The 25,781-nt window shown below is 74.7% G+C and carries 20 protein-coding genes; 7 read left to right on the top strand and 13 right to left on the bottom strand.

Features of this window, described 5'->3' with window-relative positions:
* Positions 1-4: 4 nt before the first annotated feature.
* The 8 genes from ACIBW6_RS29970 to ACIBW6_RS29935 all read right to left on the bottom strand — a co-directional run bounded on the left by ACIBW6_RS29970 (position 5) and on the right by ACIBW6_RS29935 (position 14,875).
* A complete protein-coding gene (locus ACIBW6_RS29970; RefSeq protein ID WP_399065048.1) occupies positions 5-1,393 on the bottom strand; it encodes an aldehyde dehydrogenase family protein in 1,389 nt (462 codons plus the stop codon).
* Between the two features lie 300 nt (positions 1,394-1,693).
* The gene (locus ACIBW6_RS29965; protein ID WP_399065047.1) at positions 1,694-2,956 is read right to left on the bottom strand and encodes an MFS transporter; all 1,263 of its coding nucleotides are present in this window, start codon (positions 2,954-2,956) and stop codon (positions 1,694-1,696) included.
* A 10-nt stretch (positions 2,957-2,966) separates the two neighbouring features.
* Positions 2,967-4,376 carry a CitMHS family transporter gene (locus tag ACIBW6_RS29960; protein ID WP_399065045.1) on the bottom strand — a complete coding sequence of 470 codons (1,410 nt, stop codon included), beginning with the start codon at positions 4,374-4,376 and terminating at the stop codon, positions 2,967-2,969.
* A gap of 123 nt (positions 4,377-4,499) precedes the next feature.
* Positions 4,500-6,713, bottom strand: coding sequence for a molybdopterin oxidoreductase family protein (locus ACIBW6_RS29955; RefSeq protein WP_399065042.1), 2,214 nt, complete (start codon positions 6,711-6,713; stop codon positions 4,500-4,502).
* Between the two features lie 87 nt (positions 6,714-6,800).
* Positions 6,801-12,461 (bottom strand): caspase family protein, encoded by a 5,661-nt coding sequence (locus ACIBW6_RS29950; protein WP_399065040.1) that lies wholly within the window; start codon positions 12,459-12,461, stop codon positions 6,801-6,803.
* 11 nt (positions 12,462-12,472) lie between these two features.
* Positions 12,473-13,330, bottom strand: coding sequence for a hypothetical protein (locus ACIBW6_RS29945; protein ID WP_399065038.1), 858 nt, complete (start codon positions 13,328-13,330; stop codon positions 12,473-12,475).
* Positions 13,331-13,394: 64 nt separating this feature from the next.
* Positions 13,395-14,003: a TetR family transcriptional regulator gene (locus tag ACIBW6_RS29940; protein ID WP_399065037.1), complete on the bottom strand. Its 609-nt coding sequence runs from the start codon at positions 14,001-14,003 to the stop codon at positions 13,395-13,397.
* A 5-nt stretch (positions 14,004-14,008) separates the two neighbouring features.
* Complete coding sequence (locus ACIBW6_RS29935) at positions 14,009-14,875, bottom strand: hypothetical protein (RefSeq protein WP_399065035.1); 867 nt, start codon at positions 14,873-14,875, stop codon at positions 14,009-14,011.
* Between the two features lie 147 nt (positions 14,876-15,022).
* On the opposite strand from ACIBW6_RS29935, the gene hmgA reads away from it, so the two are divergent.
* From hmgA to ACIBW6_RS29920, 3 genes are all read left to right on the top strand, one after another.
* Entirely contained in the window at positions 15,023-16,345 is a 1,323-nt protein-coding gene (gene hmgA, locus ACIBW6_RS29930; protein WP_399065033.1) for a homogentisate 1,2-dioxygenase, read from the top strand.
* Positions 16,346-16,846: 501 nt separating this feature from the next.
* Complete coding sequence (locus ACIBW6_RS29925) at positions 16,847-17,596, top strand: GntR family transcriptional regulator (RefSeq protein ID WP_399065031.1); 750 nt, start codon at positions 16,847-16,849, stop codon at positions 17,594-17,596.
* A 22-nt stretch (positions 17,597-17,618) separates the two neighbouring features.
* Entirely contained in the window at positions 17,619-18,833 is a 1,215-nt protein-coding gene (locus ACIBW6_RS29920; RefSeq protein WP_399065028.1) for a type ISP restriction/modification enzyme, read from the top strand.
* Positions 18,834-19,053: 220 nt separating this feature from the next.
* Here the strand turns inward: ACIBW6_RS29920 and ACIBW6_RS29915 are convergent, their stop codons facing one another.
* Complete coding sequence (locus tag ACIBW6_RS29915; RefSeq protein ID WP_324769275.1) at positions 19,054-19,323, bottom strand: hypothetical protein; 270 nt, start codon at positions 19,321-19,323, stop codon at positions 19,054-19,056.
* 389 nt (positions 19,324-19,712) lie between these two features.
* Positions 19,713-20,522 carry an SGNH/GDSL hydrolase family protein gene (locus ACIBW6_RS29910; RefSeq protein WP_399065026.1) on the bottom strand — a complete coding sequence of 270 codons (810 nt, stop codon included), beginning with the start codon at positions 20,520-20,522 and terminating at the stop codon, positions 19,713-19,715.
* Positions 20,523-20,837: 315 nt separating this feature from the next.
* On the opposite strand from ACIBW6_RS29910, the gene ACIBW6_RS29905 reads away from it, so the two are divergent.
* On the top strand, positions 20,838-21,932 hold the full coding sequence (locus tag ACIBW6_RS29905) for a DUF5925 domain-containing protein (RefSeq protein WP_399065024.1): 1,095 nt from the start codon (positions 20,838-20,840) through the stop codon (positions 21,930-21,932).
* Between the two features lie 223 nt (positions 21,933-22,155).
* Here ACIBW6_RS29905 and ACIBW6_RS29900 read toward each other — a convergent pair whose 3' ends face one another.
* Positions 22,156-22,521, bottom strand: coding sequence for a GntR family transcriptional regulator (locus ACIBW6_RS29900; RefSeq protein ID WP_399065022.1), 366 nt, complete (start codon positions 22,519-22,521; stop codon positions 22,156-22,158).
* Positions 22,522-22,693: 172 nt separating this feature from the next.
* Between ACIBW6_RS29900 and ACIBW6_RS29895 the strand changes: the two genes are divergently transcribed.
* Positions 22,694-23,191 carry a DUF402 domain-containing protein gene (locus tag ACIBW6_RS29895; protein ID WP_399065020.1) on the top strand — a complete coding sequence of 166 codons (498 nt, stop codon included), beginning with the start codon at positions 22,694-22,696 and terminating at the stop codon, positions 23,189-23,191.
* Positions 23,192-23,205: 14 nt separating this feature from the next.
* On the opposite strand, the gene ACIBW6_RS29890 is transcribed toward ACIBW6_RS29895, so the two are convergent.
* Positions 23,206-23,808, bottom strand: a complete 603-nt coding sequence (locus tag ACIBW6_RS29890) for a class I SAM-dependent methyltransferase (RefSeq protein WP_399065018.1) — start codon at positions 23,806-23,808, stop codon at positions 23,206-23,208.
* Positions 23,809-23,916: 108 nt separating this feature from the next.
* Between ACIBW6_RS29890 and ACIBW6_RS29885 the strand changes: the two genes are divergently transcribed.
* Positions 23,917-24,054, top strand: coding sequence for a hypothetical protein (locus ACIBW6_RS29885; RefSeq protein ID WP_399065017.1), 138 nt, complete (start codon positions 23,917-23,919; stop codon positions 24,052-24,054).
* A gap of 9 nt (positions 24,055-24,063) precedes the next feature.
* On the opposite strand, the gene ACIBW6_RS29880 is transcribed toward ACIBW6_RS29885, so the two are convergent.
* Positions 24,064-24,528, bottom strand: coding sequence for a GNAT family N-acetyltransferase (locus tag ACIBW6_RS29880; protein ID WP_399065015.1), 465 nt, complete (start codon positions 24,526-24,528; stop codon positions 24,064-24,066).
* Positions 24,529-24,731: 203 nt separating this feature from the next.
* Between ACIBW6_RS29880 and ACIBW6_RS29875 the strand changes: the two genes are divergently transcribed.
* Positions 24,732-25,766, top strand: a complete 1,035-nt coding sequence (locus ACIBW6_RS29875; protein ID WP_399065012.1) for a lytic polysaccharide monooxygenase — start codon at positions 24,732-24,734, stop codon at positions 25,764-25,766.
* The last annotated feature ends 15 nt before the right edge of the window (positions 25,767-25,781 follow it).

The following is a 25,781-nucleotide window of genomic DNA, read 5'->3' as shown; positions in this document are numbered from 1 at the left end:
TTCCTCAGAACTGGAGGGACTTGGTCTGGAGGTACTCGGACAGGCCGTGCGCACCCAGCTCGCGGCCGACGCCCGACTGTTTGTAGCCGCCGAAGGGCGCGAGCGGGTTGAAGCGGCCGCCGTTGATGTCGACCTGGCCGGTGTCCATCCGGCGCGCGAAGGCGACGGCCTCCGCCTCGTCGCCGGCCCAGACCGCGCCCGCGAGCCCGTACACGGTGCCGTTGGCGATGCGGACGGCGTCGTCCTCGTCCTCGTAGCGGATGAGGGAGACGACCGGGCCGAAGATCTCCTCCTGGGCGACGGCCATGTCGGGGGTGACGTCGGCGAAGACGGTGGGCTGGACGAAGTAGCCCTGCGGGCGCGGGGCTTCGGGGCCGCCCGCCACGATGCGGGCGCCCTGCTCGACGCCCTTCTCGATGTAACCGCGCACGCGCGCCTGCTGCTTGGCGTTGACCAGCGGGCCGATGCGGTCGCCGTACTTGGCGGCGGCCGCCGCGGCGAGCTCGACGGCCTCGTCGTACTGCGAGGTGTGCACGAGCATCCGGGTCCAGGCGCTGCACGTCTGGCCGGAGTTGCCCATGACGTTGGCGACGCCGACGTTGACCGCCTTGGCGAGGTCGGCGGAGGGCAGGATGACGTTGGCCGACTTGCCGCCGAGTTCGAGGGCGACGCGCTTGACGGCGGCGCCCGCCGTCGCGCCGATCTGCCGGCCGACCGCGGTGGAGCCGGTGAAGGAGACCAGGTCGACGCCCGCGTGCTCGGCGAGGGCCTGCCCCGCGACCGGGCCGAGGCCGGTGACCAGGTTGAAGACGCCCGCGGGCAGCCCCGCCTCGTGGATCGCCTCGGCGAACAGCTGGGCGGTCAGCGGGGTGTCCTCGGCGGGCTTGAGGACGACGGTGCAGCCCGCGGCGAGCGCCGGGGCGACCTTGGCGACGATCTGGTGGAGCGGGTAGTTCCAGGGCGTGATGGCACCGACGACGCCGACCGGCTCGGCGTAGACCGTGGAGTTGCCGACCTTCTCCTCGAAGGGGTGGCTCGCGGCCAGTTCGGCGTAGGAGCCCGCCACCAGGACCGGTACGGCGGCGTGCACGGCCTGCGAGAACGGCAGCGGGGCGCCCAGCTCCGCGGTGACCGTCTCCGCGATCTCGTCCTTGCGGGCCACCAGGACGTCCCGGAGCGCGGCGATCCGCGCGGCGCGCTCGGTGGGCGGGGTCGCGGCCCAGCCGGGGAAGGCGGTGCGGGCGGCGCGTACGGCGGCATCGATGTCCTCGGCGGTGCCCGCGGGGACGTGGCCGATCACCTTCTCGTCGGCCGGGTCGACGACGGCGATGGTGTCGCTGCCGGCGGCGGGCCGCCATTCGCCGCCGATGTACATGCCGTCGTGGGGCCGCATGGCACTCCCTCTCTCGCCGCTCGTCTGTCCGCGTCCTAAACTAGCGGCGATAGTTTTGTGGCGCCAGAGACATGGGTCACGTGCTCCACGGGGCTGTAGTGGAATCGGCGGGGTGAGCGAGCGCCTAGGGCGTGTTTTGAAAGTCCCGTCGTCCGCCCGAAGGGCGGGCCCCGCGGCGTCCGGTGCGTGCGATCGCAAGGCGCCGGAGCGTCCTCATAGCGGAGCTATTCGGGCGCTTCGGCAACGCCGCGAGCGTGCGTGCCGGGCGTCGCGGGGCAGGCGGGACTTTCAAAACACGCCCTAGGCGCCGTTGTCGGCCGTGGATTCGTCGGCGGGTGCCGGGTTCGTTGTGGTTGCTCGCGCCGTTCCCCGCGCCCCTTCGGGGCGCTCCTTGGTGCTCCGGAAGCCGAACGTTGCCGCCATCAGCAGCAATCCGCCCAGCATCACGAACGGGGCCGCCGGGCCCGCCACTCCCGCGATCAGGCCCGCCGACGCGGGCGCCGCCACCTGGCCGAGGCGGTTGCCTGTGAGGCGCAGGGCCAGGGCGGTGGAGCGCGCGTCCGGCGGGGCCGCCTGGACGACCGTGGTCATCGACAGGGGCTGGCCCACGCCCAGGCAGAAGCCGAGCAGCACCAGCATCACGCCGAGGGCCCGGACCGGGACGGGAAGCGCGATGCCCGCGCACAGCAGGGCGGCCAGCAGGCAGGTCGTGGCGATCAGGACGGAGCGGCCGAGCCAGTCGATGAGCGGCGTCATCACCAGTCGGCAGGCGATCGTGGCGCCCGCGCGCAGGCTCAGCAGGACGCCGATGACGGACGGGGCGATGCCCCGGTCTTCGCCGACCACCGGGAGGTAGGCGGTGAGGATGTCGGTCGCGGAGAGCACGGCGAGGCTGATGAAGATGCCGCCGGGAACGCCCCGGGTGCGCAGGATGCGGTGCACGGGGACACGGCCCGCGGCCCTCTTGGGCGGCGCCCCCGTCCCCGTACGACGGAACTCGATGCGCCACAGCGATGTCAACGCCACCGCGCAGCCGCCCGCCGCGACCAGCAGGGCGAGGGCGCTGGTGCCCGCCATGTCCGGGCCGCCGATCAGGGCGCCCGCGGCGACCGGCCCGACCAGCTGGCCGAGGGAGGCGCCGATGGTGAAATGGCCGAAGTTGCGGTCCTGTTCGTCGGGCGGGGACTGGCGCGCCACGATCGACTGGGCACCGATGACGAAGCAGAGGTGGCCGAGGCCCATCACGCCGCTCCAGGCGGCCATCGCCGCGAGGGAGCCCGCGAGGCCGCTGAGCGCGCAGCCGCCGGAGATGAGCACGACCCCGGCCGGCAGCAGCGGGGCGCACCGGCCGTGGTCGGTGCGCCGGCCCAGCGGGACCGCGGCGAACAGCGGCAGGAGTGCGTAGACGCCGGCGATCACACCGACGGCCCGCTCGTCGGCGCCGAGCGCGAGGGCCCGGTAGGAGACGGCGGGCCGGGCCATCGACACCGCCGACTGCGCGCAGCTGAAGGCGAGGACGAGGCGGAGCAGCCAGCCCCGCCGCGCGCCGGACTCGTACGTCACGGCACCATCCTCAGACGATCCCGAACAGCAGGCCCGCGCCGAGGACCACCAGGGCGGTCAGCGCGGCCCACTTGACGGTAAACCGGGTGTGGTCGCCGAACTCGACCTTGGCCATGCCCACGAGCACGTACACGGCCGGGACCAGCGGGCTGGACATGTGCAGCGGCTGGCCGACGAGGGAGGCGCGGGCAATCTCCAGGGTGGAGACGCCGTGCGCGTTCCCGGCCTCGGCGAGGACCGGCACGATGCCGAAGTAGAAGCCGTCGTTGGACATGAAGTAGGTGAAGGGGATCGACAGGACGCCGGTGACCAGGGCCATGTGGGGGCCCATCCAGTCGGGGATGCCGCCGACGACCCACTCGGCCATGTGGTCGACCATGCCGGTGCCCTGGAGGACGCCGGTGAAGACGGCGGCGGCGAAGACCATGCCGGAGACGTTGAGGACGTTCTCGGCGTGGGCGCCGATCCGTGCCTTCTGCTCCTGCATGTGCGGGAAGTTGACGGAGAGGGCGAGGGCGGCGCCGAGCATGAAGAGGACCGGGATCGGCAGCAGCTCCATGATCATCGCGGTGAGCAGGGCGACGGTGAGGAGCGCGTTGAACCAGTAGAGCCGGGGCCGCAGGGTCGCGCGCCGCGGGTCGAGCCCGGCGAACGTCTCGCCGTCCTCGTTCTCGTACGCGGCCGCGGCGTGGTCACCGCCGCTGGTGGCGGTGCCCGTGCCCGTGCCGCCGCCGCCCGCGCCGGCCAGGACCTTCGCGTCGGCGGTCTCGCTCACGCCCTCCTCGACCACGGAGTCCAGGGACAGGTAGCCGATCCGCTTGCGCTCGCGGCGCCCGAGGACGTAGGCGAGGAGGAGGACGCAGACGAGTCCGGCGGCGAGCGCGGGGATCATCGGGACGAAGATGTCGCTCGCGTCGACCTTCAGGGCCGTGGCGGCGCGGGCGGTGGGGCCGCCCCAGGGCAGGGTGTTCATCACGCCGTTGGCGGTCGCGGCGACACCGGTCATCACGACGAGGCTCATCTCGAGGCGCTTGTACAGCGGGTACATCGCCGAGACGGTGATCATGAAGGTGGTGGAGCCGTCGCCGTCCAGGGAGACGATCGCGGCGAGCACGGCGGTGCCGACGACGATGCGGACGGGGTCGGCCTTGGCGAAGCGCAGGATGGCCCGGACGACCGGGTCGAAGAGGCCGACGTCGATCATCACGCCGAAGTAGACGATGGCGAACATCAGCATCGCCGCGGTGGGCGCCAGGTCGCCGATGCCCGCGATGACGTAGTCGCCGAGGTGCGCCCCCTTGCCGACCAGGACGCAGAAGAGCGCCGGGATCAGCACGAGCGCCGCGATCGGCGACACCTTCTTCATCATGATCAGCACCAGGAAGGTGGCGATCATGACGAATCCGAGGATGGTCAGCATGGAGTGGGTCCCTACGTTCGCCGTTGAACTGCCGCCCGGGGGTGGCGGTCAGCGCGACGTTAGGGGCGCGGCGCGGGCGTTAACAAGGTGTTGACGCGCGAGCAATAAGCGCAAAACTCCAGGTCACGACGGTACGGGCAGGATCGCTCGGACGTCGACGGGGAGCGCGTTGAGCACGGCGGTGCCGGAGAGCGGGTCGAGCAGGCTGCCGTCGAGCAGCTGGTTCACGTTGACCCCCGGGTCCTTCGCGGCCACGCCGAGCCGGGTCCCGGGACGGTCGTGGCCCCAGCCGTGCGGGAGGCTGACGACGCCGGGGCGCACGGCGTCCGTCACCTCCACCGGGGCCACGACCTCGCCGCCCGCCGCCCGCACCCGGGCGGGCTCCCCGTCGGTCAGGCCGATCCGGGCCGCGTCGCCGGGGTGGACCTGGAGGGTGCAGCGGTTGGAACCGCCGGTCAGGGCGGGGATGTTGTGCATCCAGCTGTTGTTGGAGCGCAGGTGGCGCCGGCCGACGAGGACGAGGCCGGTGCCCGCGCGGCCCAGTTCCGCGCGCAGGCGCGGCAGGTCGGCGGCGATCGGCTCCGGCAGCAGGTCGATCCGGCCGCCGCGGGTCTTCAGGACCGCGGGGAGCCGTGGCTGCAGCGGGCCCAGGTCGATGCCGTGCGGGTGGGCGAGCAGGTCGTCGAGGGTGAGGTCGTAGGGGCCGAGGCGCAGCATCATGTCGAGGCGGCGCTCGGGTCCGGTGCGGCCGGTCAGCTCGCGGGCGAGCCGCTCGGGGTCGGCGCCGAAGACGGGCGAGTGCGCGGTGGCGACGGCCTTGGCGAGGGTGGCCGCGATGACCGTCTCGTCCACGGCGCCGGCCGGTGCGCCGTGCTGTCCGCCCACCGCGAGGACGAGGCGGGCGAGCAGGGCGCACTCGTCGGGCTGCCCGTCCGCGAGGGGGACGGGGGCCGGGGTGTAGCGGGCCTGGTTGCGCACGGCGAAGGCGTTGAACGCGAAGTCGAAGTGGGCGCTGCGGGACGGCGGGGGCGGCGGCAGCACGACGTGGGCGTGGCGGGACGTCTCGTTCAGGTACGGGTCGACGCTGACCATGAAGTCGAGCGAGTCCAGCGCCCGGTCGAGGCGGTCGCCGTCGGGGGCGGACAGGACCGGGTTGGCGGCGATGGCGATGACGGCCCGGACCGCGCCGTCGCCGGGGGTGTCGATCTCCTCGGCGAGCGCGGCGAGCGGCAGTTCGCCCTTGGCCTCGGGGTGGCCGGAGACACGGCTGCGCCAGCGGCCGAGGGCGAAGCCCTTGCCGGGGCCCGCGGGGCGGGGCGCGGGGGCGGTGGCGGAGAGCGGGAAGAGGGCGCCGCCGGGCCGGTCGAGGTTGCCGGTGAGGATGTTCAAGACGTCGACGAGCCAGCTGGCCTCGGTGCCGAAGGCGACGGTGGTGCTGCCGACGCGCCCGTAGACGGCGGCGGTGGGCGCGGCGGCGAGCTCCCGGGCGAGGAGGCGCACGGTGGCGGCCGGGACGTCGCAGCGGCCGGCGACGGCCTCGGGGGTGAAGTCCGCGAGCGCGTCGGCGAGTTCGCCGAGTCCTTGTACGTGGTCGGCGAGGTGCGGCCCGACGTCGACGAGCTTCTCCTCGAAGAGGACGTGGGCGAGGGCGGCGAGCAGCAGTGCGTCGGTGCCGGGCCGGATCGCGAGGTGCCGGTCGGCCAGGGCGGCGGTGCGGGTGCGCCGTGGGTCGACGACGGTCAGGGTGCCGCCGCGGGCGCGCAGGGCCTTGAGCCGGCCGGGGAAGTCCGGGGCGGTGCACAGGCTCCCGTTGGACTCCAGGGGGTTGGCGCCGAGGATCAGCAGGTGGTCGGTGCGGTCGAGGTCGGGGACCGGGATGGCGTTCGCGTCGCCGAAGAGCAGGCCGCTGGAGACGTGCTTGGGCATCTGGTCGACGGTGGAGGCGGTGAAGAGGTTACGGGTGCGCAGGGCGCCGAGCAGGACGGGCGGGTAGAGGGCGCCTGCCATGGTGTGCACGTTCGGGTTGCCGAGGACGACGCCGACGGCGTGCGGCCCGTGGGCCTCGACGAGGGGCCGCACGCCGGCGGCCACGGCGTCGAACGCCTCGTCCCAGCCCACCTCCTGGAGCCGCCCGTCCTTGCGGACGAGGGGCCGGGTGAGCCGGTCGGGGTCGGCGTCGAGGGCGCCGAAGGAGGCCCCCTTGGGGCAGATGAAGCCGCGGCTGAAGACGTCGTCGCGGTCGCCGCGGGCGCCGGTGACGCGCGTTCCCTCCAGGGTGAGGCTCAGCCCGCAGGTCGCTTCGCAGAGCGGGCAGATACGCAGGGCGGTGCGGGGCATGTCGTCTCCCGGAGCGTGGGCTGGGGCGCAGGCGGGTGGCCGGACGGACGCCGAGCATACCGAGCGGTATGGCGCTGGGGGAGGCCGTCAGTCGAACAGGATCGGTCCGTTGCGGGTTCCGACCACGATCTCGCCGGCCGGACCGACGGTCAGCGCGGTGCAGCGGGCGGGGAGCCGGACGTAGCGCTGCGACGCGCCGCCGCGGACCGCCGCCACGGCCAGGTGGACGCCGCCCGCGGTGACGTAGGCCTCGCCGCCGGGCAGCAGTGCGGCGAACCGGGCCCGGCGGACGTCCATCACGTGGACGTCGGAGGCGACGGGGCCCGGTGGCCGGCGCAGCAGGCGGCGCAGCAGCACGGTGTGGCGCGGTGGTCGGTCGCCGGGGGCCCGGGCGTGGGAGAGGAGTTCCTCCAGCGGGTAGATCCAGGCGAAGTAGTCGTCCAGCACCAGGAGTTCACCGGCGTCGCGCCCGGGCAGCGCGAACACGTCGACCACGGTGGACGACGCCAGCGTCGTCCAGCGTCCGGTCGCGACGTCGAGCAGCCGGGCGGGCTCGCCGCGGACCGTCATGACGACGAGCAGCCGGCCCGCGCAGCGCACCGCGAACAACTCGTCGAACGGCTCGACCCTGCCCCGCGGCGGGGCGCACCACTGGTCGGGCAGCGGGCCGTGGGCCACGTCGTGGACGGCGAGGCGCAGGTCGTACACGTCGTCCCAGCGGCGCTTCGCGTAGTTCCACAGCCGCTTGATCTGGGCGGCGTTCCAGATGTCGAGCAGGAGCAGCGACTGCGCGCCGTCCGTCGCGTCGGCCGCGTCCACGGTCCGGACCCGCCCGGTGTCGGCGTGCGGCACGGGGCTGGTCAGCGGGGACCCCAGGACGCCGGGCGGCTCCCCCGCCCCGAAGTCCCAGTACTCCAGCTGGCCGCGCCGGCTCCGGGTGAACAGCAGCGGGCGCGGGGCGCGGCCCGGTGAGCGCCACGCGACGGTGTGCAGGTCCTCCACGCCGCTGTCGCACAGGGGGCGCAGGTCCCGGGCCAGTTCGCCGTGGTCGGCGTCGCGCACCTGGACCGAGCCCGCCATGCTGCCCGTCACCACGCGGGTACGGCCGTGCGCGGTCAGGGTGGTCAGCGCCGAGACCGGGCGCACGGCGTCGAGCGCCTCCGTCACGCGCCACCCGCCGCCGGAGTCCGTCAGCCGCCAGACCCGGCCGGTGCCGTCCCCGCACAGCACGCCGGTCCCGGTCACGTGGAAGGAGCGGACCGGCGCGGGCCGGTGGCTGCGCCAGCCGTCCGGGCCGCTGCTCAGGACGTGCTCCGCGCCCGCGCTGAGCAGCCGCGTCCCGGCGGGCCCGGGGACCAGGGCGAGCGCCTGCACCGGCCCCTGGTGCACGGCGCGCACCGGCCCCGTCCTGCGGCAGCCCGGCAGCGACCACTCCCGCAGGGTGCCGTCGCGCGCGCCGCACACCAGCCGCCCGGAGCCGTCTGGATCGAGAGCGAGCGCCGTCGTCCAGGCGGGGCTGCCGGGGGCGGGGGCGTTGGGTGCGGGCGCGTTGGGTACGGGCCCGCCAGGTACGGCCCCGTTAGGTGCAGGCCCGCCAGGTACGGGCCCGCCAGGTACGGGCCCGCCGTCCGCCAACCCTCCGGGTACGGGCCCGCCAAGTCCGGGCCCACCCTGCGCGCGCCCGCCACCCGCGGGCCCCCCGAATACGGGGTCGCCAGGCGTCGGCCCCAGTGCGTACATCCGGTCGGCGTCCACGTCCCAGCAGGCGACGCGGCCCGTCGCGGTGGCGGCGACGACGACCGACCGGCCGCGCACCCGGCCGGTGGTGACGGCGGTGACGGGCTCGGGCAGCGTGAACTCCTGGGCCGCGGCCGGGAGTCCGTGCCGCAGGACCAGGACGCGGACGCGCCCGCCGTACTCCCCGGTGACGACGAGGTCCCGGTCCCCGCCCGCCGGGGCGACCGTGGCGCAGCCGAGGAGTTCGACCGTCCACACGCCGGGGTCGAGGACCGTGCGGCGCCACAGCTCGTGGCAGCGCACCGGGTCCCAGCAGCGGATCTCGTAGTCGCGGCCGACGGAGACGAGCGCGGAGCGGCCGCCCGGGCCGCGGATCGTGCCGAGGGCGAGGACCGGCCCGTCGTGCGCGTGGAGCTGGACGGAGTCGGCGGCCTGCGCGGTGGGCCACAGCCGGATCACGCCGTCGGTGCCGCCCACGCACACGGTGGCGCCGACGGTGCACACGGCGGCGGCCTCGTGGGACTGGACCTGTCCGCCGACGCGGTCGCCGGTGACGAGGTCGTACAGCTGGAGGCCGCGCGCGTCGCCCTGCACCGACACGCAGGCGACGGCGCCGAGGTCGAAGACCGCGATCCTGACGTCCTTGCTCCGCTCGATGCGGGTGGGCAGCCCGACCGGGCGCCCGCTGTCGAGGTCGACGCGGTGCAGGTGTCCGGTGGTGGTGGCGACGGCGACGATCCACTGCCGGCCGGCGCGGCGCACGGCGAGCGCGGCGATCGGCCCGTCCCCGGACAGCAGGGTGCGCACCGGTTCCCCGGCGGCCGGCGAGGAGACCCGGACGGTGGCGTCCTCGCCCGCCGTGACCAGGAGACGGCCCTGCGGATGTCCGGTGACCAGGTCGACGAGGGTCACGGCGCCCTCGTGCCCGGTGGTGGTGCGGGTCTCGGGGGCCGGCGCCCCGCCGAAGGACAGCACGCGCACCGAACCGTCCCCGTGCCCGGCCAGGGCGTGGCCGACGGGCAGTCCCTGCGGCGCGGCGCACGCCGTGACGTCCCGGTCCCGCCGGGACAGATACGCCGCGTACCGGTCCTTCAGGCCCTGCCACTGCTCGATGGAGTCCTGCCCCATCGGGCGGCGCTGCTGCCGGGTCAGCGGCTGGTACACGCGGGCGGTTCCCAGCTGGTAGGCGAGCAGGTCGCCGCCGGCGAAGCGGAGCAGGGCGGTCGCCGGGCGGCCGGCGTCGTCCGCGAGGACCACCACCTGCTCCGCGGCCCGCAGCGGCCGGCGCTCGGGTTCGACGTCGAGGCCCTCGGCGGGTGGCAGCATCCACACGGCGGGGTCGCCGCCGCCCTGGGTCCACAGGTGGAGCAGCCGCACGTGGTGCCGCCAGTGGAGCTGCCAGGTCCCCTGGGGCCGCATCAGCAGCCCGTGCGAGAGGACGGCCGCGCGCGAGGGCAGCTGCGGCGGGGCCGTCCAGGTCTCGCCGTGCGGTTCGTCCGGGTAGCCGCCGGCCGCTTCCCACTCGCCGGTCTCCAGGTCCCACCAGGCCCGGTCGCCGCGCCAGGGGGTCATCTCCAGGTAGCCGGCGCCCTGGCCCGGCGCGCCGGGCACCACCACGCCCCAGCCGGTGCGGCAGTTGAGGCCGGTGTAGCGGCGCGCCCCTTCGTGCGGGTTCCAGGCCGCCCACCGGGCCCGCCAGGGCAGTTCGCCCGCACCCGTGTCGCAGGAGTCGGCCAGCGCCCGGGCCCGGCGGCAGACCGCGGCGAGCCGCAGCGCGGCCCGCGCCTCGGGGTCGGGACCGCGGCCCGCGTGGTCCCGCAGCAGCTCCTCGCTGTCGCGCAGCGCGTGTCCGGCCCGCCGCCCCTCGGCGGTGGTCAGGCGGGGCAGGGCGGCGAAGAGCTGGCCCGGGTCGGCGGCCAGTACGAACGCGGCGTCCTGCACCAGCGGGTCGAGCACCCCGCCCTCGCCCGCGTGCAGCGCCAGGTACCGGCGTACGTAGGGGTGGTCGAGCCCGCGCAGGGTCCGCGTCACCGCGCGCTGGACCTGGGCGGGGTCCCGGCCCTCCCGCAGGTACTCGATGAGGGCCCGGTGGTAGACGCGGTAGACCGAGCCGTCCGACTCGACGCTCTCCACGACGTAGGACCCGGCGGCCTGGCGCAGCCAGACGATGTGTTCGTCGCCGTAGTCGCGGCCGCTGAGCGCGGTGGCGAGGCGTGGCCAGATCCCGGCCCAGGGCAGGCCGCCGCCCTGGGCGTGGGCGAGCGGCAGGAGGAGGTCGCGGGCCTGCCCGGCGAGCGGGCCGAGCCGCTGGTCGAGGTCGCGCTCCATGGCCTCGCCCGGCAGCCGGGGCAGCTCGTCGCGCCAGCGCTGGTCGGCCGGGTCGGGCACCTGCGGTTCGCGGGCGAGGGTGCGGGCGGTGATCCGGGCGACGAGGAAGGAGCGGCCCGCCGCCTCGGCGACGGCGTCGGCGATGGCGTCGACCCGGCGGGGCTCGGCGCGGACGAGGGCGGAGCCGGGGGTGGTGAGCAGCGCGCGGGTGTAGGCGCGGACAGCGGCGGGGTCGGCGTACCGCTCGTCGTCGAGGTCGACGCGGTGTGCGGAGGCGGGCAGACGGCGGGCGATGTGCGGGCGGGCACCGACCAACAGGCGAAGCGGCAGACGGCGTTCGGGGTCGGTGAGGGGGGCGATGAGTTCCTGGACGACCTCTTGTGGGGCGAGCGCCTCGTCCAGTGAGTCGATCAGCACGACCAGCGGCCCGGTCCGCGTCTGGAGTTGCGCGGCGAGCGCGCCGAGCGATCCGGCGGCGCCGCCCGCGGCCGCGGACAGGGCGTCGAGGAGCTGCCGGGTCGACTTGTGGCTCGCGTTGACGGCGACGCCGATCGCGCCGGGTTCGGGCAGGGTGGGCGGCAGGCCGGCGCGGGGCACGGCGGCGCCGCGTTCGGGGTCGCACAGGACGGCGACCATGCCGAGCAGCGAGGACTTGCCGGAGCCCGGGTCCCCGGTGACGACGCAGAGGCGTTCGGCGGCGCGGTGCGGGGCGAGCCAGGCGGTCAGCTCGGTGAGGGCGGCGTGCCGTCCGGTGAAGTCCCAGACCTCCTCGGTGGGTACGTCGGTGCCGCGCGCCCGGGGCAGGAAGAAGCCGAGCAACTCCTGTTCGCGGGCGAGGCGTTCACGGCTGCCGAGGGCGACGATGCGGTCGATCTCGTCGAGTTTGAGCCCGGCCGCGTCGGGGACGTGGCGGGGGTTGGGCAGGAACGCGGGGATGCCGGCGGTGGCGTGGGTGAGCGACCAGACGGGGCGCTGCGCCGGGGGGACCTCGGGGTCGGCGCCGATGGCGGCCATGACGTGCTCGATGCTGATGTGCGCCGGGGTGTGGCCGGCGGTGGCCTCGCGGCGCACGGCCCGGTCGAAGGCGGCGGATAGCGCGCCGGCGTAGCTCTCCTCCTTGCGCCGCGACGAGGCGACGAGGACGAGGCCGGTGCTGCCGTGCTCGGTGACGGGGTCGCGGAAGCGGCGCGCCTCCAGGGCGCCGCGCAGCGCCTTGTCGGTGCCTTCCTCGGCGTAGCAGGCGTCGACGAGGACGAGGAGCCGCTCGATCGCGGTGTCCTCCCACACCTCGGCGACGAGCGCGTCGGTGGGCAGCGCGGTGTCGCGGGGTCGGCGGGCGTCGCTGTCCGTGAGCAGCAGGTGGTGGCGGTGGTCGTAGTCGGCGGTGATGCCGTGCGCGGCGATGTAGAGGACCACGTAGTCGTCGGGGGCGCGGTCGGGTGCGGTGGCGAACGCGCGCAGGGCCTTGGTGAGTTGTTCGCGGGTGGGGTTCAGGCCGAGGTCGGCGCCTTTGCGGTAGCCGAGTTCGCCGAGGAAGAGCGCGTCGATGCGGCGCAGGTCGTCGGCGAGTTCGGAGCGCTGGGCCTCGGGGTGGGCGGCGACGTCGGGCACGGCGGTGGACAGCAGGTAGCGGCGGGCCGGCGGCGGGTGCGCCGCGGGGGTTTCGGCCGGGGCTCTGTGCATCGAGTGTCCGCTCAGCCGGGGCTCTGGGCGTCGGCGAGCGCCTGTCCGGCCTCCCGCGTGTTCAGGTAGCGGGTCACGTCGTGGGCCGTGGCCCCGTTGTGCACGAGGTGCCCCGTCACCCGCTCCCCGAACAGCGGGCGGAGGTCCTTGACGAGGGCCACGACGTCGCCCCGGTCGGCGATGTTGGTCCAGGTGCGGACCGGTCCCGGCCAGGCGCCGGGCCCGCCGTCCGGTCCGGTCCGCAGCCGGTCGAAGACGAGGTTGCGGATGCCGAGCGGCGAGCCGAGGGTGAGCAGCGAGCGGACCGGCCACTCGGGGTGCGCGCACAGCGCCTCGTAGGCGACGACGCTGCCCAGCGAGTGGCCGACGACGATGCGGGTGTCGGCGGTCACGGCCGCCGACACCCGTGCCTGTACGGCGTGGTGGACGTCCGGGTCGCAGAGGTAGGCCCGCACCTGCTTGAGGTCGAGGACCAGCGCCCGCAGCGCGAGGCGGGCGAAGAACCGGGAGCGGCTGAGCGCGTCGAGGGCGCGCTGCACGGCGCGCGGGGTCCGGGCGAGGGTGCGGGCGTCCGGCGCGACGACGGCGGCGTCGGTGCGGGCCGCCTCCGCCCACAGGGCGAGCAGCAGTTCGGTCTCGTATCCCTCGGCGACGTCCGAAGCGTCCAGGGGCGGGGCGAGGACGGAGAGGGTGCGCCCGGCGGGGCGGAACAGGTCGCCGTAGAAGACGCAGTCGAGGTCTCCGGGGGCGGGCGGGGCGGCGCCCGCGCGGGCCAGCCCGTCGCACGCGGCCGGATACCAGGAGGCGTGCAACTCCCTCTCACCCGCGTACTGCTGGCCGATCCCGTGCAAGCAGAGCACCCTCGCCATGACGTCCCCCTACGGTCACTCAGGGTGCCGACACCATAGCAACGGGCAGGGTACGGCGCGCTGTTCAGTCCAGGACACGTGCCAGATAGCCGCGCAGCAGCTGCCGGGTCTCCTCGATGATGCGCTCGTCGCCCGCCGGGTCGAGCCGGAAGGCGAGGCGGACCAGGGCGTCGGCGGCCTCGACGGCGACGAGGAAGGCGCGGCGCAGGGCGTCGTCGGGGGTGCGGCCCAGGTGCGGGGCGAGGAGGCCGGTGAGGGTGTCGGCGACGCGGTGGTTGGGGTCGGCGCCGGGGTCGCCGACGGGGATCTGGGTGCCGAAGTCGACGAGGGCGAAGCCGGGGGCCGTGCGCTTCATGGCGAGGTACTCGTCGAGGACGGTGTCCATGGCGCCGCGCCAGTCGTCCGCGGCGATGGCGGTGAGCCGCTCGGCGACGCGCTCGGCGTACCGCTCCAGATTGCGCTGGGCCAGGGCGTCGACCATGGCCCGCTTGTTGCCGAAGAAGCGGTACACCGAGCCGATGGGCACGTCGGCCCGGGTCGCGACGGTCCTGGTGCTCAGCTCGTCGTACCCCGCTTCGTCGAGCAGCCGGGCACAGGCGTCGAGAATCCGGCCGAGCCGCTCGGCACTGCGCTGCTGAACGGGCGTGCGACGCAGAGGCATGGGCTGGGACATGCGGGTCACCCTACGGGGGCGGGGTCCGTGGCCTCGGCGCCGGACGTGCCGGGGGCGCCTACGGGTGCCGCCTTGGTACCGGACGCGTCCGGGTCACCCGCGGGGGCCGTCTCGGTACCGGACGCGTCCGGGGCGCCCGCGGGGGCCGTCTCGGTACCGGACGCATCCGCGTCGCCCCCGGTGGTCCTCCCCGTGCCGGACGCGTCCGCGTCGCCCCCGGTGGCCGTCCCCGTGCCGGACGCGTCCGGGTCGCCCGCGGTGGCCGTCCCCGTGCCGGACGCGTCCGCGTCGCCCCCGGTGGTCCTCCCCGTGCCGGACGCATCCGCGTCGCCCCCGGTGGTCCTCCCCGTGCCGGACGCGTCCGGGTCGCCCGCGGGGGCCGTCTCCGTGCCGGACGACGTCAGGTCGGCCGTGGCCTCGACCGGGGTGCCCTCGACCGACCAGACCGTGGCGTCGTCGGCGTGCAGACGGGCGGTGACGTGATGCGTGCCGCGGCCGACGCGGGCGGCGGGCAGCCGGTAGGCGGTGCCGTGGAGCCGGGCGAGGCGGCGGCCGTCCAGGGAGAGCTGCACGTAGCCGCGGCCCCGCACCGCCGCCGCGGGGGTGCCCGGAGGGCTGAGGCGGAAGTGGCGCACCCGGATCCGCACGTCCCAGCCCCGGGCGGGGTCGGGGTCCGGCTGGACGACGACGCCGACCTCGGGGGCGCCCTCGGCGCGGACCTGCCGGTAACGGTGGCCCGCGTCGTCGGTGCGGTCGAGGAGCGTGCCGACCCGGCGCGGCTCGCCGCCGTCGCCCCCGCACCCGGCGAGCCCCGTCAGCACGGCGCACGCCAGGAGGACGGCGGCGGTGCGGACGCGCGGTGTCCTGGACATGAGCGGGACAGTAGAGCAACGCTCACGTTCACGGATCCCTCTCGGGGAGGAGGCCGCACCGAGGGCACCGTCCGGCGGGCCGCCTCTTGCGCGGCACCGTACCGAATCCTACGGTTGCGCATAGGAATCAGGGACGAGGGAGCGAAGATGAGCGGCGACGTCCGCAAGCTGGCCGAGGGTCTGGCCTATCTGTCCGGTTTCGGGAACGAGCACGGGTCGGAAGCCGTGCCGGGCGCCCTGCCCCTGGGGCGCAACTCGCCGCAGCGCGCCCCGCTCGGCCTCTACGCGGAGCAGCTCAGCGGCACGGCCTTCACCGAACCCCGCGCGCACAACCGCCGTTCGTGGCTGTACCGGATCCGTCCGTCGGCAGCGCACCCCGAGTTCACCCGCGTGGACAACGGCGCGCTGCGTACCGCGCCCTTCACCGAGTCCGTCCCCGACCCCAACCGGCGCCGCTGGGACCCGCTGCCCGCGCCCGCGCCCGGCACGGACTGGCTGGCCGGCCTGTGGACGCTGGGCGGCAACGGTGACGTGACGCAGCGCACCGGCATGGCCGTGCACCTGTACCACGCCGACTCCCCCATGACGGACCGGGTGTTCAGCGACTCCGACGGCGAGCTGCTCATCGTGCCGGAGCACGGCGGGCTGCTGCTGCGCACCGAGTTCGGCCTGCTCGCGGCGCGGCCGGGCGAGGTCGCGCTCATCCCGCGCGGGGTGCGCTTCCGCGTCGAGCTCCTCGACGGGACGGCCCGGGGGTACGTCTGCGAGAACTACGGCGCGCCCTTCCGCCTTCCCGACCTCGGCCCGATCGGCGCCAACGGCCTGGCGAACGCCCGGGACTTCCGGGCCCCCGTCGCCGCGTACGAGGACGACGGGGACGCGCCGCGCCCGGTGGAGGTCGTCAACAAGTTCTGCGGCAACCTCTGGACGGCGACCTACGACCACTCCCCGCTCGACGTCGTCGCCTGGCACGGCAACCACGTCCCGTACGTGTACGACCTGCGCCGCTTCAACGTCCTCGGCACGATCTCCTACGACCACCCGGACCCGTCGATCTTCACGGTGCTGACGTCGCCCTCGGACACGCCGGGCCTCGCCGGTGTGGACTTCGTGGTCTTCGCGCCGCGCTGGCTGGTCGGCGAGGACACGTTCCGGCCGCCGTACTTCCACCGGAACGTGATGAGCGAGTACATGGGGCTCATCGACGGCGCGTACGACGCGAAGGCCGCGGGGTTCGTGCCGGGCGGGGGGTCGCTGCACAACATGATGTCGGCGCACGGGCCCGACCGGGAGACGTTCGACCGGGCGAGCGCGGCGGAGCTCGTCCCTCGCCGGGTGGATGACGGGCTGGCGTTCATGTTCGAGACGCGGTGGCCGATCACGGTGGCGCGGCAGGCACGCGAGGCGGGGCACTTGCAGTGCGGCTATGACGGGGTCTGGGCGGGGCTGGAGCGGCATTTCTCCGGGTAGGACTCGCGCGGTCGGCCGCCTGCCGGGGTGCGGTTCGCGGGGCGCCCGACCGTCCGTCGTGGCTGGTCGCGCGGGTCGCGATGCGGCTGCCCGGCCGGTGGGGCTTCTCGCGCAGTTCCCCGCGCCCCCGAGATGCGCACTTCGTGCGCCATCTCATCGCGCCCCTGGAGGCAGCGGCGAAGCCGCAAGCCTCCAGGGGCGCGGGGAACGGCGCGAGAAGCCCCACCGAACCCGCGGCCGAAAACAGGGGCGCACGGAGTGCGCCTTTCAGGGGCGCGGGGAACTGCGCGACCAGCCCCCACCGGCCCGGTGCCGCGATCCGGACGGGTCGGCCCGGGACCGGGGAAGCTGCGGCGAAGCCGCATGCTTCGGGGGCGCGGGGAACTGCGCGAGAAGCCCCACCGGCCGGGCAGCCGCCCGCGATTCAGTGACCCGGCACACGAAGACGCAGCCCCCACCCCCGCATTGCACAGAACGCCCCCGCCAGATACGGATAACCCCGTGACGTCATTCGCCCCGGACTCGATCGTCCTGAACCGCAAACTGCCACTCTGGTACCAGGTGTCGCAGTCCCTGCGCGCCTCCATACTCGGCCGCTCCCCGCAGGACCCCCTGCGCCTGCCCACCGAGGAGCAGCTCGCCGGGCACTACGGGGTCTCCGTCCTGACCATGCGCCAGGCGCTGAAGGAGCTGGAGGACGAGGGGCTCATCTCCCGGCACCGGCGCCGCGGCACGTTCATCGAGCCGACGGCCCGCCAGGGCGCCCCGGTGCGCCTGCTGGGCTCGGTCGACGCGATCGTGGCGCAGCAGTCCGGAATGGCGACCGAACTGCTCGAACACGGCCCGGCGCCGGTCCCGGTGGCGTACGCCGACCTGTTCCCGGGGCACGGGACCGTCGCCACGTACCACCGGCTGCGCAGCGATGAGAAGACGGGCGAGCCGACGAACCACGCCCGCAACTACCTCCGCCCCGACCTGGGCGCCCGGCTCGACGTGGCGGACCTGGCGCGCTGGCCGATGACGAAGGTGCTGCGGGACGTGGTCGGCGTACGGATCAGCCGGATCACGGACTCGGTGGCGGCCCGCCTCGCCGACCCGGAGACGGCCCGGCTGCTCCAGGTCCCGCTGCTCAGCCCGATCCTGCACTACACGGGCATCACGTACGACGAGGAGGGGCAGGTACTGGACGTCGCGGTCATCCACTACCGCGGGGACCGCTTCTCGTTCACGGTGACGCTGGACGCCGACTGACCCGCCCTGGAGGCGACGTAGCATGCCGGGCGTGACGAACGACGGGCCGCTCACCGACACCGTGCCGCTCGCGGACCTCATGCCGTGGTCCGTGGCGCCGCTGCGCCTGGGCCGGGGCTGGCCCCTCGCCCCGGACCCGGCGTCGCTGAAGGCCCGCTGGCAGGCGTTCCTCACCGCTCCCGCGGACCGGCGCGGGGAACTGCTCGAACCGTCCCGCGCCCGGACCCTGCACACGGCCGCCGCCCAACTGCCCGGACAGCGCGCGGGGACGGAGCCGCTGGCGCGGGCCGCGGGGCCGTGCCCGGAGCCGGTGCGGGTGCTGCACGGGCCCTTCGACGAGCAGTGGCTCATCCCCGACCAGCGGCTGATCGACGCGGCCCGGCCCGAGCTGTGGCGGGTCGCGGACGACCACCAGCTCTTCCTCGTCGAGCAGGGGTACGTCCCCGACGCGGGCGGCCCCGCCGTGCTGGCCAGCGCGATCCTGCCGGAGGGCCGCTCCCCCGCGGGCCGGCCGGGCCGGATCCGCCCGCTCTACCGGCGCCCCGGCAGCGCCGAACCGAACGTCACACCGGGCCTGCTCGCACACCTCGCGGGCGGCTACGGCCGGCCGGTGGACGCCGAGGAGCTGGCGGCCTGGGTGCTGGCGGCGGGCGGCAGGGACGCCAAGGAGTGCCGGGTGCCGCTGCCCGCGGACCCGGAGGTCTGGGCGCGCGGCGTCGAACTCGGCCGCCGTGCCATGTGGTTGCACCGCCGCGGCACCGGCACCGAGCGGCCGCGGCTGCCCGGCGGCCGCCGTCCCTACGTCCGCGCGCCGCTGCCGCCCCGCCCCACCGAGCTGCTCTACGACCGCGCGGAGGAGGCCCTGCTGATCGGCGACGGTCGCATCGCGCCGGTCCCGGCGGCGGCCTGGGACTTCCACGTCAGCGGGGTCCGGGTCCTGGAGCAGTGGTTCGCGCGCCGCACCGCGCCGGGCGCACCGGGCACGCTGGCGGCCGTGCGCCCGGCGACCTGGCCCCAGCCGTGGACGTCCGAGCTGCTCGAACTCATCACGGTGCTGACTCTTCTGGCCGAACTAGAGCCGCTGCAAAGGGAGTTGCGGAGCGAGCCGGGCGAACTCATCGGCCCCTTCGAGCTGCGGCGGGCCGGCGTCCTTCCCGTACCACCTGCCGCCGGCCGCCCGGCGACCGTCCTGAACCAGCCCGAGGAAGGCCCGGGCGGCCAGTTCGCGTTCCTGTGACACCGCGGGCGAGCGGGGGCGGGTCGCGCGGTTCCCCGCGCCCCCGAAAGGCGCACTCCGCGCGGCCACGCACGCCGGAGAACGCGAGAGCCCGCACCCGGGCTCCTGGCCGGGGCGCCCGCCGCATGCCGTGGGGATGACGGTCGTGAAGATGCGCGGCGGTGCGCCGGTCGGCGCGGAGTCCGGGTGCGGGCTTGTGTCCCGCTGGACGGGCGGCCTGTCAGCGGCCGCCGAACAACGTGCGGCGCAGGCGCCGCAGTGGTGCGAAGAGCGAGACCCGCCGCACCCGCGCGGCACTCCCGCCACGCTCGTGCGCGGTGTCACGTGCGGTGAGCTCACGCATCAGCGTCGTCGCCTCGGCCACCTCGCGCTGCGGGACGGCAGGGCCGCCGAGCACCGAGAGATGGCGGTCGAGACGCGAACTGGTCGCGCTGCTCCCACACGTGATCGCAGGCACACGAGGCCTGCTGCGCACTGTTATCTGTTCCATGTCACTCCCCACCCGTACGAGGGCACCCGGCCCGGGCAGGTTAACCCTATCGCCCCATCGGGACACTCGTGTATCCCGGTCGCACGATTCACCTCCCTCGACGGGTGGTTGACGCCCCTTTGCCGATTACTCTCCGAATACGACTGATTCCAGGGCGAGTTGGACAACCGGGGCATCTGGCGGCCCTCTGGCGGCTCCGTCCGACGCCGCCGTCACAGCGAGTGAAGGAGCGGTCGCCGTCAAGCCGGAGGCCCGTGACGGCGTGTCGGGACCCGATCCGGCCGCGGTGACGTCCAACTATGTGGCGTACTGGATCACTTGTGAGGCGGTGACCCCGACGAGCGGGGCCACCACTGGTTCACCCACGTACCAGGTGGCGCTCGGGTCGGTCAGGCGGCGGAGGTGAACACGGGCAGGTAGCCGCCCGACTGGCCGGCCGCGGTGGGGTGGTAGGACTCGCCGATGTTGGTCCAGTTCACGCTGTGCAGCCAGGGGCTGCCGGAGCAGATCTCGTGGCCGGTGAAGGTGGTGGTCACGTCGCCGAAGGTGAAGCCGTGGTCGGCGGCGCGCTTGGCGGTGGTGGCGTTGATCAGGTCGGCGGCCGAGTTGATCGCCGTCCGCTCGTTCTCGGACAGGCCCGCGAGGCAGGAGCCGCCGATCTTGTAGAAGCGGGGGTAGCCGACGACCACCACATGGGCGGCCGGGGCCTTGGTGCTGATCGCGGTGTACACCTTGTCGAGGCTGGCGGGCAGGGTCGAGGTGACGTACGAGCGGGCCTGGTTGACCCGGTTGATGCAGGTGGACTCGGACTGCAGGACGCAGGTCGTCATGACGTCGGCGAAGCCGGCGTCGTTGCCCCCGATGCTGATGGAGACCAGGCCGGTCCCCGCGCCGAGCGGGCCGAGCTGGCCGGAGAGGACATCGCCGGTCCTGGCACCCGAACACGCGGTGAAGCTGAAGCTGGAGGGTGAGTGGGCCGCGGCCCACAGGGCCGGGTACGCCTTGGTGGAGCGCTTGCAGTTGCCGCTGGCGCTGTCGTAGCTGCCGGACCCGACCCCGGAGGAGTACGAGTCACCGAGGGCCACATAGCCGGTGGGGGCGGCGTTCTCGGCCGCCTGCGCCACGCTCGCCCCGGTGAGGGCGGCCGTGGCGGCGAAGAGGAACGAGGTCACGTATGCCGCAAGTCGGAAACGTCTCATGGAACCTCCCTTAGCAGGATCTCTGCCACATCTGTGGTAGCACGCCACAGAGTTACCGGGAAGTACTCCAGACGAGGATTCGTCCGCCGTTCAATTGCAGGTACATGTCACGGATATGACATACCCTCAACTTGCGGACGCTACGCCCGTAGAAGCGACGCCCGCCGGAGGCCTCCAGGCCCAACGGAGCGGGAGCAGCGCGGCGCCGGAGGACGACTCGCGGCGCCGACACGGGAGTTCGGGCCGCCCCGCTCCGGGTGGACGCACTCGGGAAATCTCGGTGCGGGCCGCACGATTGTGCCGGATCATGGCGGCATGGCCGCCAACCCCTTCGACGCACTGCCCGTCCGGCTGGGCGTCGACGACAGCGACTCCCCCTCCGACGTCGTCGACGCGCTCTTCCTGGGCCGCTTCGCCACGGGCGAGCAGCCGCACTCGCGCGCGAAGAACATCGACCGGGTCCGCTCGGGCGCCACGCTGCTGCCGCCGGACGCCCGCGTGCTGCGCTCGGCGCGCGACGACGACCGCAGCGCGACGCTCGCCGACGGCGACGGCTGGACCGTCCTGGTCTCGCGGTGGAACCGCGGCGCGGACGTCACGGTGACGGCGACCACGGCCGAACTGGCGGAGCGGGTGCTCGGACAGGCGACCGACGGCGCGGCCGACGAGCCGGAGCCGCAGCCGGAGAACGTGACGATGGGGTTCTGGTACGTGTCGCCGCGGCGCGGCCCGCACCGCACGACCCGGCAGATCTCCGCGGGCACCTGGGAAGAGGTCCGGGCCAACTACACGGAGCCGGTGGCCGAGGCCCTGGACGAGCTGATGAAGACCCGGCCCGAGGACATCGCCGGGCGGCTGCTGCTCCTGCACGGGCCGCCGGGGACCGGCAAGACGTCGGCGCTGCGCACGCTGGCCCGCTCCTGGCGGGACTGGTGCCAGGTCGACTGCGTGCTCGACCCGGAGCGGCTCTTCTCCGACGTCGGCTACCTGATGGACATCGCGATCGGCGAGGACGACGGCACGGCGAAGGGCCGCTGGCGGCTGCTGCTCCTGGAGGACTGCGACGAGCTGATCCGCGGCGAGGCCAAGCACACGGCGGGGCAGGCCCTCTCCCGGCTGCTGAACCTGACGGACGGCCTGCTCGGCCAGGGGCGCAACGTCCTGGTGGGGGTCACCACGAACGAGGACCTGGAGCGGCTGCACCCCGCGGTGGTCCGCCCCGGCCGCTGCCTGGCCCGGATCGAGGTGGGCCCGCTGACCCGCCGCGAGGCGACCGACTGGCTCGGCACGGAGGAGGGCCTGGGCCGGGACGGCGCGACGCTGGCCGAGCTGTACGCGCTGCGCCGCGGCATCTCGCCGACCTCGGTCCCGGACCAGCGGGGCGGGCCGGAGGCAGGGCTGTACTTGTAGCGGCCGCTCCACGACAAGCGCGCCACCTCACGACAAGCGCGCCGCCTCACGACAAGCGCGCCACCTCACGACAAGCGCGCCGCCTCACGACAAGCGCGCCACCCCACGACAAGCGCGCCACCCCACGACAAGCGCGCCACCCCACGACAAGCGCGCCACCCCACGACAAGCGCGCCACCCTAGGAGAAGCGCGGCGCTCCACGAGGCGCGTCTCGCCCGGCCGTCAGGCGTACGCCGCGCGCAGGGCGTCCCGCGCCGCCGCGAGCGCCGCGTCCTCGGACAGGCCGAGCCGCCGGACGCGGTCGGCGAAGGCCTGCGCCGCGAGCGCCGCTTCCCGGGCGGCCGCGTCCCCGGCGGCGGCGACGAACGTGCCGTTGCGCCCGCGCGTCTCGATCACCCCGTCCGCCTCCAGTGCCCGGTACGCCTTGGCCACGGTGTTCGCGGCGAGGCCCAGCTCCTCGGCGAGGCCGCGCACGGTGGGCAGTTTGTGGCCCACGGGCAGCGTCCCGGCCCTGGCCTGCTCGGAGATCTGGGCCCGCACCTGCTCGTAGGGGGCGGCACTGTCGTCCATACGGATCTTCAAGGTCACGTGCCCGATTCTCCCGCAGCGCCGCACGCCGCGCAGCATCCGGCCCCGGGGGCACGGTCCGCGCGGAAATTCGGAGGCCCCCGGGCGCGGGGGAACGTAGCGTGCGGCGCAGACCCGTGACCGTCCGCGCCCGGGCGGTCCGGCGACGAGTGCGACGCGACGGAGGTGCACCATGCCCACCCCTGGGGCCCCGGCCGGCATCCAGGTCACGCTGGTCAAGGCGGGCCGTACGAAGATCAGTTACCCGGCGCTGCTGCTGTCCGACGACGGCACGCACATCGCCGTGCGCGCCGGCTGGGCGGGCGCGGGCGTGCGCGACTTCGGCTTCGTGCGCTTCGAGCCGGGCGACGTGTTCACCGAGCACTACTGGCGCGACCGCTGGTACGCCGTCAAGGAGGTACGGGCGGGCGACGGGCGGCTGAAGGGCTGGTACTGCGACATCGCCCGGCCCGCCCGGCGCGCCGACGACGGCTCGGTCGTCTGCGAGGACCTCGATCTCGACCTGTGGGTCCGTGCCGACGGCGGCCAGGTGCTGCGCCTGGACGAGGACGAGTTCGCCGACAGCGGCCTCGCCGCCCGCGACCCGGCGGCAGCCGCCGCGGCGCTCCGGGCCCTCGACGACCTGGACCGGTGCGCCCGCGCCGGCGGCCTCCCGGCCCTGCTGGAGTGACGGGCCGCCGCGGGTCAGCGCCCCGTCGCGACCACCGCGTACCGCTCGTCCCGCACCGGGCGGCCCCACAGGCGCGCGTCCGGCGACAGCTCCTCGTGCGTCACGTCGGTGAACAGCTCCCGCGCCAGGGCGACCAGCCGCCGCGCGGGGATCCCGGCGGGGCTCACCTCTCCCCACACCCCCTCGACCAGCACCAGGCGTCCTCCGGGCCGCAGCAGCTCCGCCCAGGTGCGCAGGGCCGCCGCGGGATCGGGCAGCGCCCACAGCACGTGCCGGACGAGCACCACGTCGTACGCGGCGGGCGGCACCGGGGGCGCCGCCGCGTCCCCGGCCAGGAACGTGGCGTCGTACGCGGCGAGTTTCTCGCGGGCGCGCTCCAGCATGCCCGGCGCGAAGTCGACCCCGGTGACGCGGTGGCCCCGCTCGGCCGCGAGCAGGGACAGGGAGCCGGTCCCGCAGCCGAGGTCCACGAGGTCGCCGGGGCGCGCGGGCAGCCAGGCCCCGAGCCGCTGTGCCCAGGCGGCCCGCACCGCGGGATCCCGCAGGCCGTGGTCGGGTTCCTCGTCGAACGCGGCCGCCGCCGCGTCCCATTGCTCGCTCCGCGCACTCGGGTTCATCGGCACATCATGACAACCGCCACTGACAATTGCGCTTCGATGGCTATGCGGGCGGGAACAGGTCTACAACGGCAGCGGGTCGGAACCCGTGAAGGTACAGGAGGCACCATGCGCCGAGTGACCATGCACAAGCCCACCGGAGCGAGTTCCATCACGCGCCGGCTGCGGGACGAGGCGGCCGAGCCGGCCCGCGAGCGCGCCGAGGTGCGCAAGGACGTGCGCAAGACGTGGTGGCCGGACGAGTAGGCGGGCCGGTCAGACGGCGCTGAGACGCTTGCGGTAGTGGATGCGGTCGTAGGGCCCGTCGACGCGGCGCTCCACGATCTCGTAGCCGTACCGCGGATAGATCCGCTGGTTCTCCACCATCGACACATGGGTGTAGAGCCGCACTTCGGGAAGGCCGAGTCCGCGCGCGTGCTCGTCGACGAAGCCGAGCAGGCCGCGGCCCACCCCCTGCCCGTGGGCGGCGGGGTGGACCGCGATGCTGTCGAGGAAGAGGTGGCCGGGGCGGGCCTCGACGACGACCAGGCCGATCACGTCCGGCTCCCCGGTGACGTACACCCGGCCCGCCGCCACGTCCGCCGCGTGGTCGGCCTCCATGGGCTGCGGGACGAGCCCGATACGGGCGATGTAAGGGCGGTACGCCGCGTCGGTGACGGCGGCGATCGCGGGGACGTCGGCGGCGGTGGCGCGCCGGACCGTGCAGGGTGCGTTGCTCATGCCGCCCTGTCTACGCCACTCCCCCTCGCGCACACCACCACCCTCCTGCGCCCCCCTGAGGCGCCCTTCCTGAGCCCAGTCTGAGCCCACCCTTAAGCGCGCCATAAAGATCGACTCAGACCCGCCGGAAGGCCGGAAACAAGCAGCTCCCCGGGCTAACTTCGCTGCCACGACCCCCCGTTCACGAACGCCCAGGAGCTCCCGTGCCCGTCTACCGAAAGATCGCCGCGCTCACCGCGACCGGCATCGCCCCCCTGGCCCTGACCCTCCTGTCGACCACCCCCGCGGCAGCGCACGGCACGCTCGGCGACCCGGTCAGCCGGGTGGCCGCCTGTTACGCCGAGGGCGCCGAGAGCCCCACCTCGGCGGCGTGCAAGGCGGCGGTGGCCGCGGGCGGCGCGCAGGCCCTGTACGACTGGAACGGCATCCGGGACGGCGCGGCGGGCGGCAAGTCCCGGGAGCGCATCCCCGACGGCAAGCTCTGCTCGGCGAACTCCGAGGAGTTCACGGGCATGGACCTGGCCCGGGCCGACTGGCCCGCGACGCGGGTCGAGGCGGGCTCGTACACCTTCAAGTACAAGGTGACCGCCCAGCACAAGGGCACCTTCAACCTCTACCTGACGAAGCAGGGCTACGACGCGTCGAAGCCGCTGGCCTGGTCCGACCTGGACCTGGCGCACCCGGTCGCGACGAAGACGGACCCGACGGCCGCGGGCGGCTACTACACCTTCTCCGGCACGCTGCCCGAGCGCACGGGCCGCCAGCTGATCTACGGCGTCTGGCAGCGTTCGGACAGCCCGGAGGCGTTCTACTCCTGCTCGGACGTGACGTACGGCGGGGGCTCCGCCGCCTCGGACCCGGCCCCGGCGGCGGCCCCGTCCGCGCCGACGGACGAGCAGATCGCGCAGGACGCCGACAAGTCGACGATCGACCACGGCGGCATGGACATGAGCGGCGACGCCCCCGCGACGCACGGGACGCACGGGTCGGCCTCCCCGTCGACCGGCGCCGCCGCGGCCGGCACCGGCACGAGCGCGGGCACCGGCCCGGCCGCGGACACAGGTGCGGACGAGCAGCTGACCGCCCAGGGCGGCAAGGAGAACCTGGCGGAGACCGGCGGCGACTCCACCACCCCCTACATCGCGGTGGGCGGCGCGGCCGCCCTGGCCATCGGCGCGGCGGGGCTGTTCGCCTCGGTGCGCCGCCGCGCGGTGACGGCCGGCCGGCACAGCCGCTGACCCCGCTCCCCCGTG

The organism is Streptomyces sp. NPDC049813, from assembly GCF_044465085.1.
Classification (GTDB): Bacteria; Actinomycetota; Actinomycetes; order Streptomycetales; family Streptomycetaceae; genus Streptomyces.
Note: the sequence above shows the minus strand (reverse complement) of the source record. Positions and strands in the feature narration are given on the sequence as shown.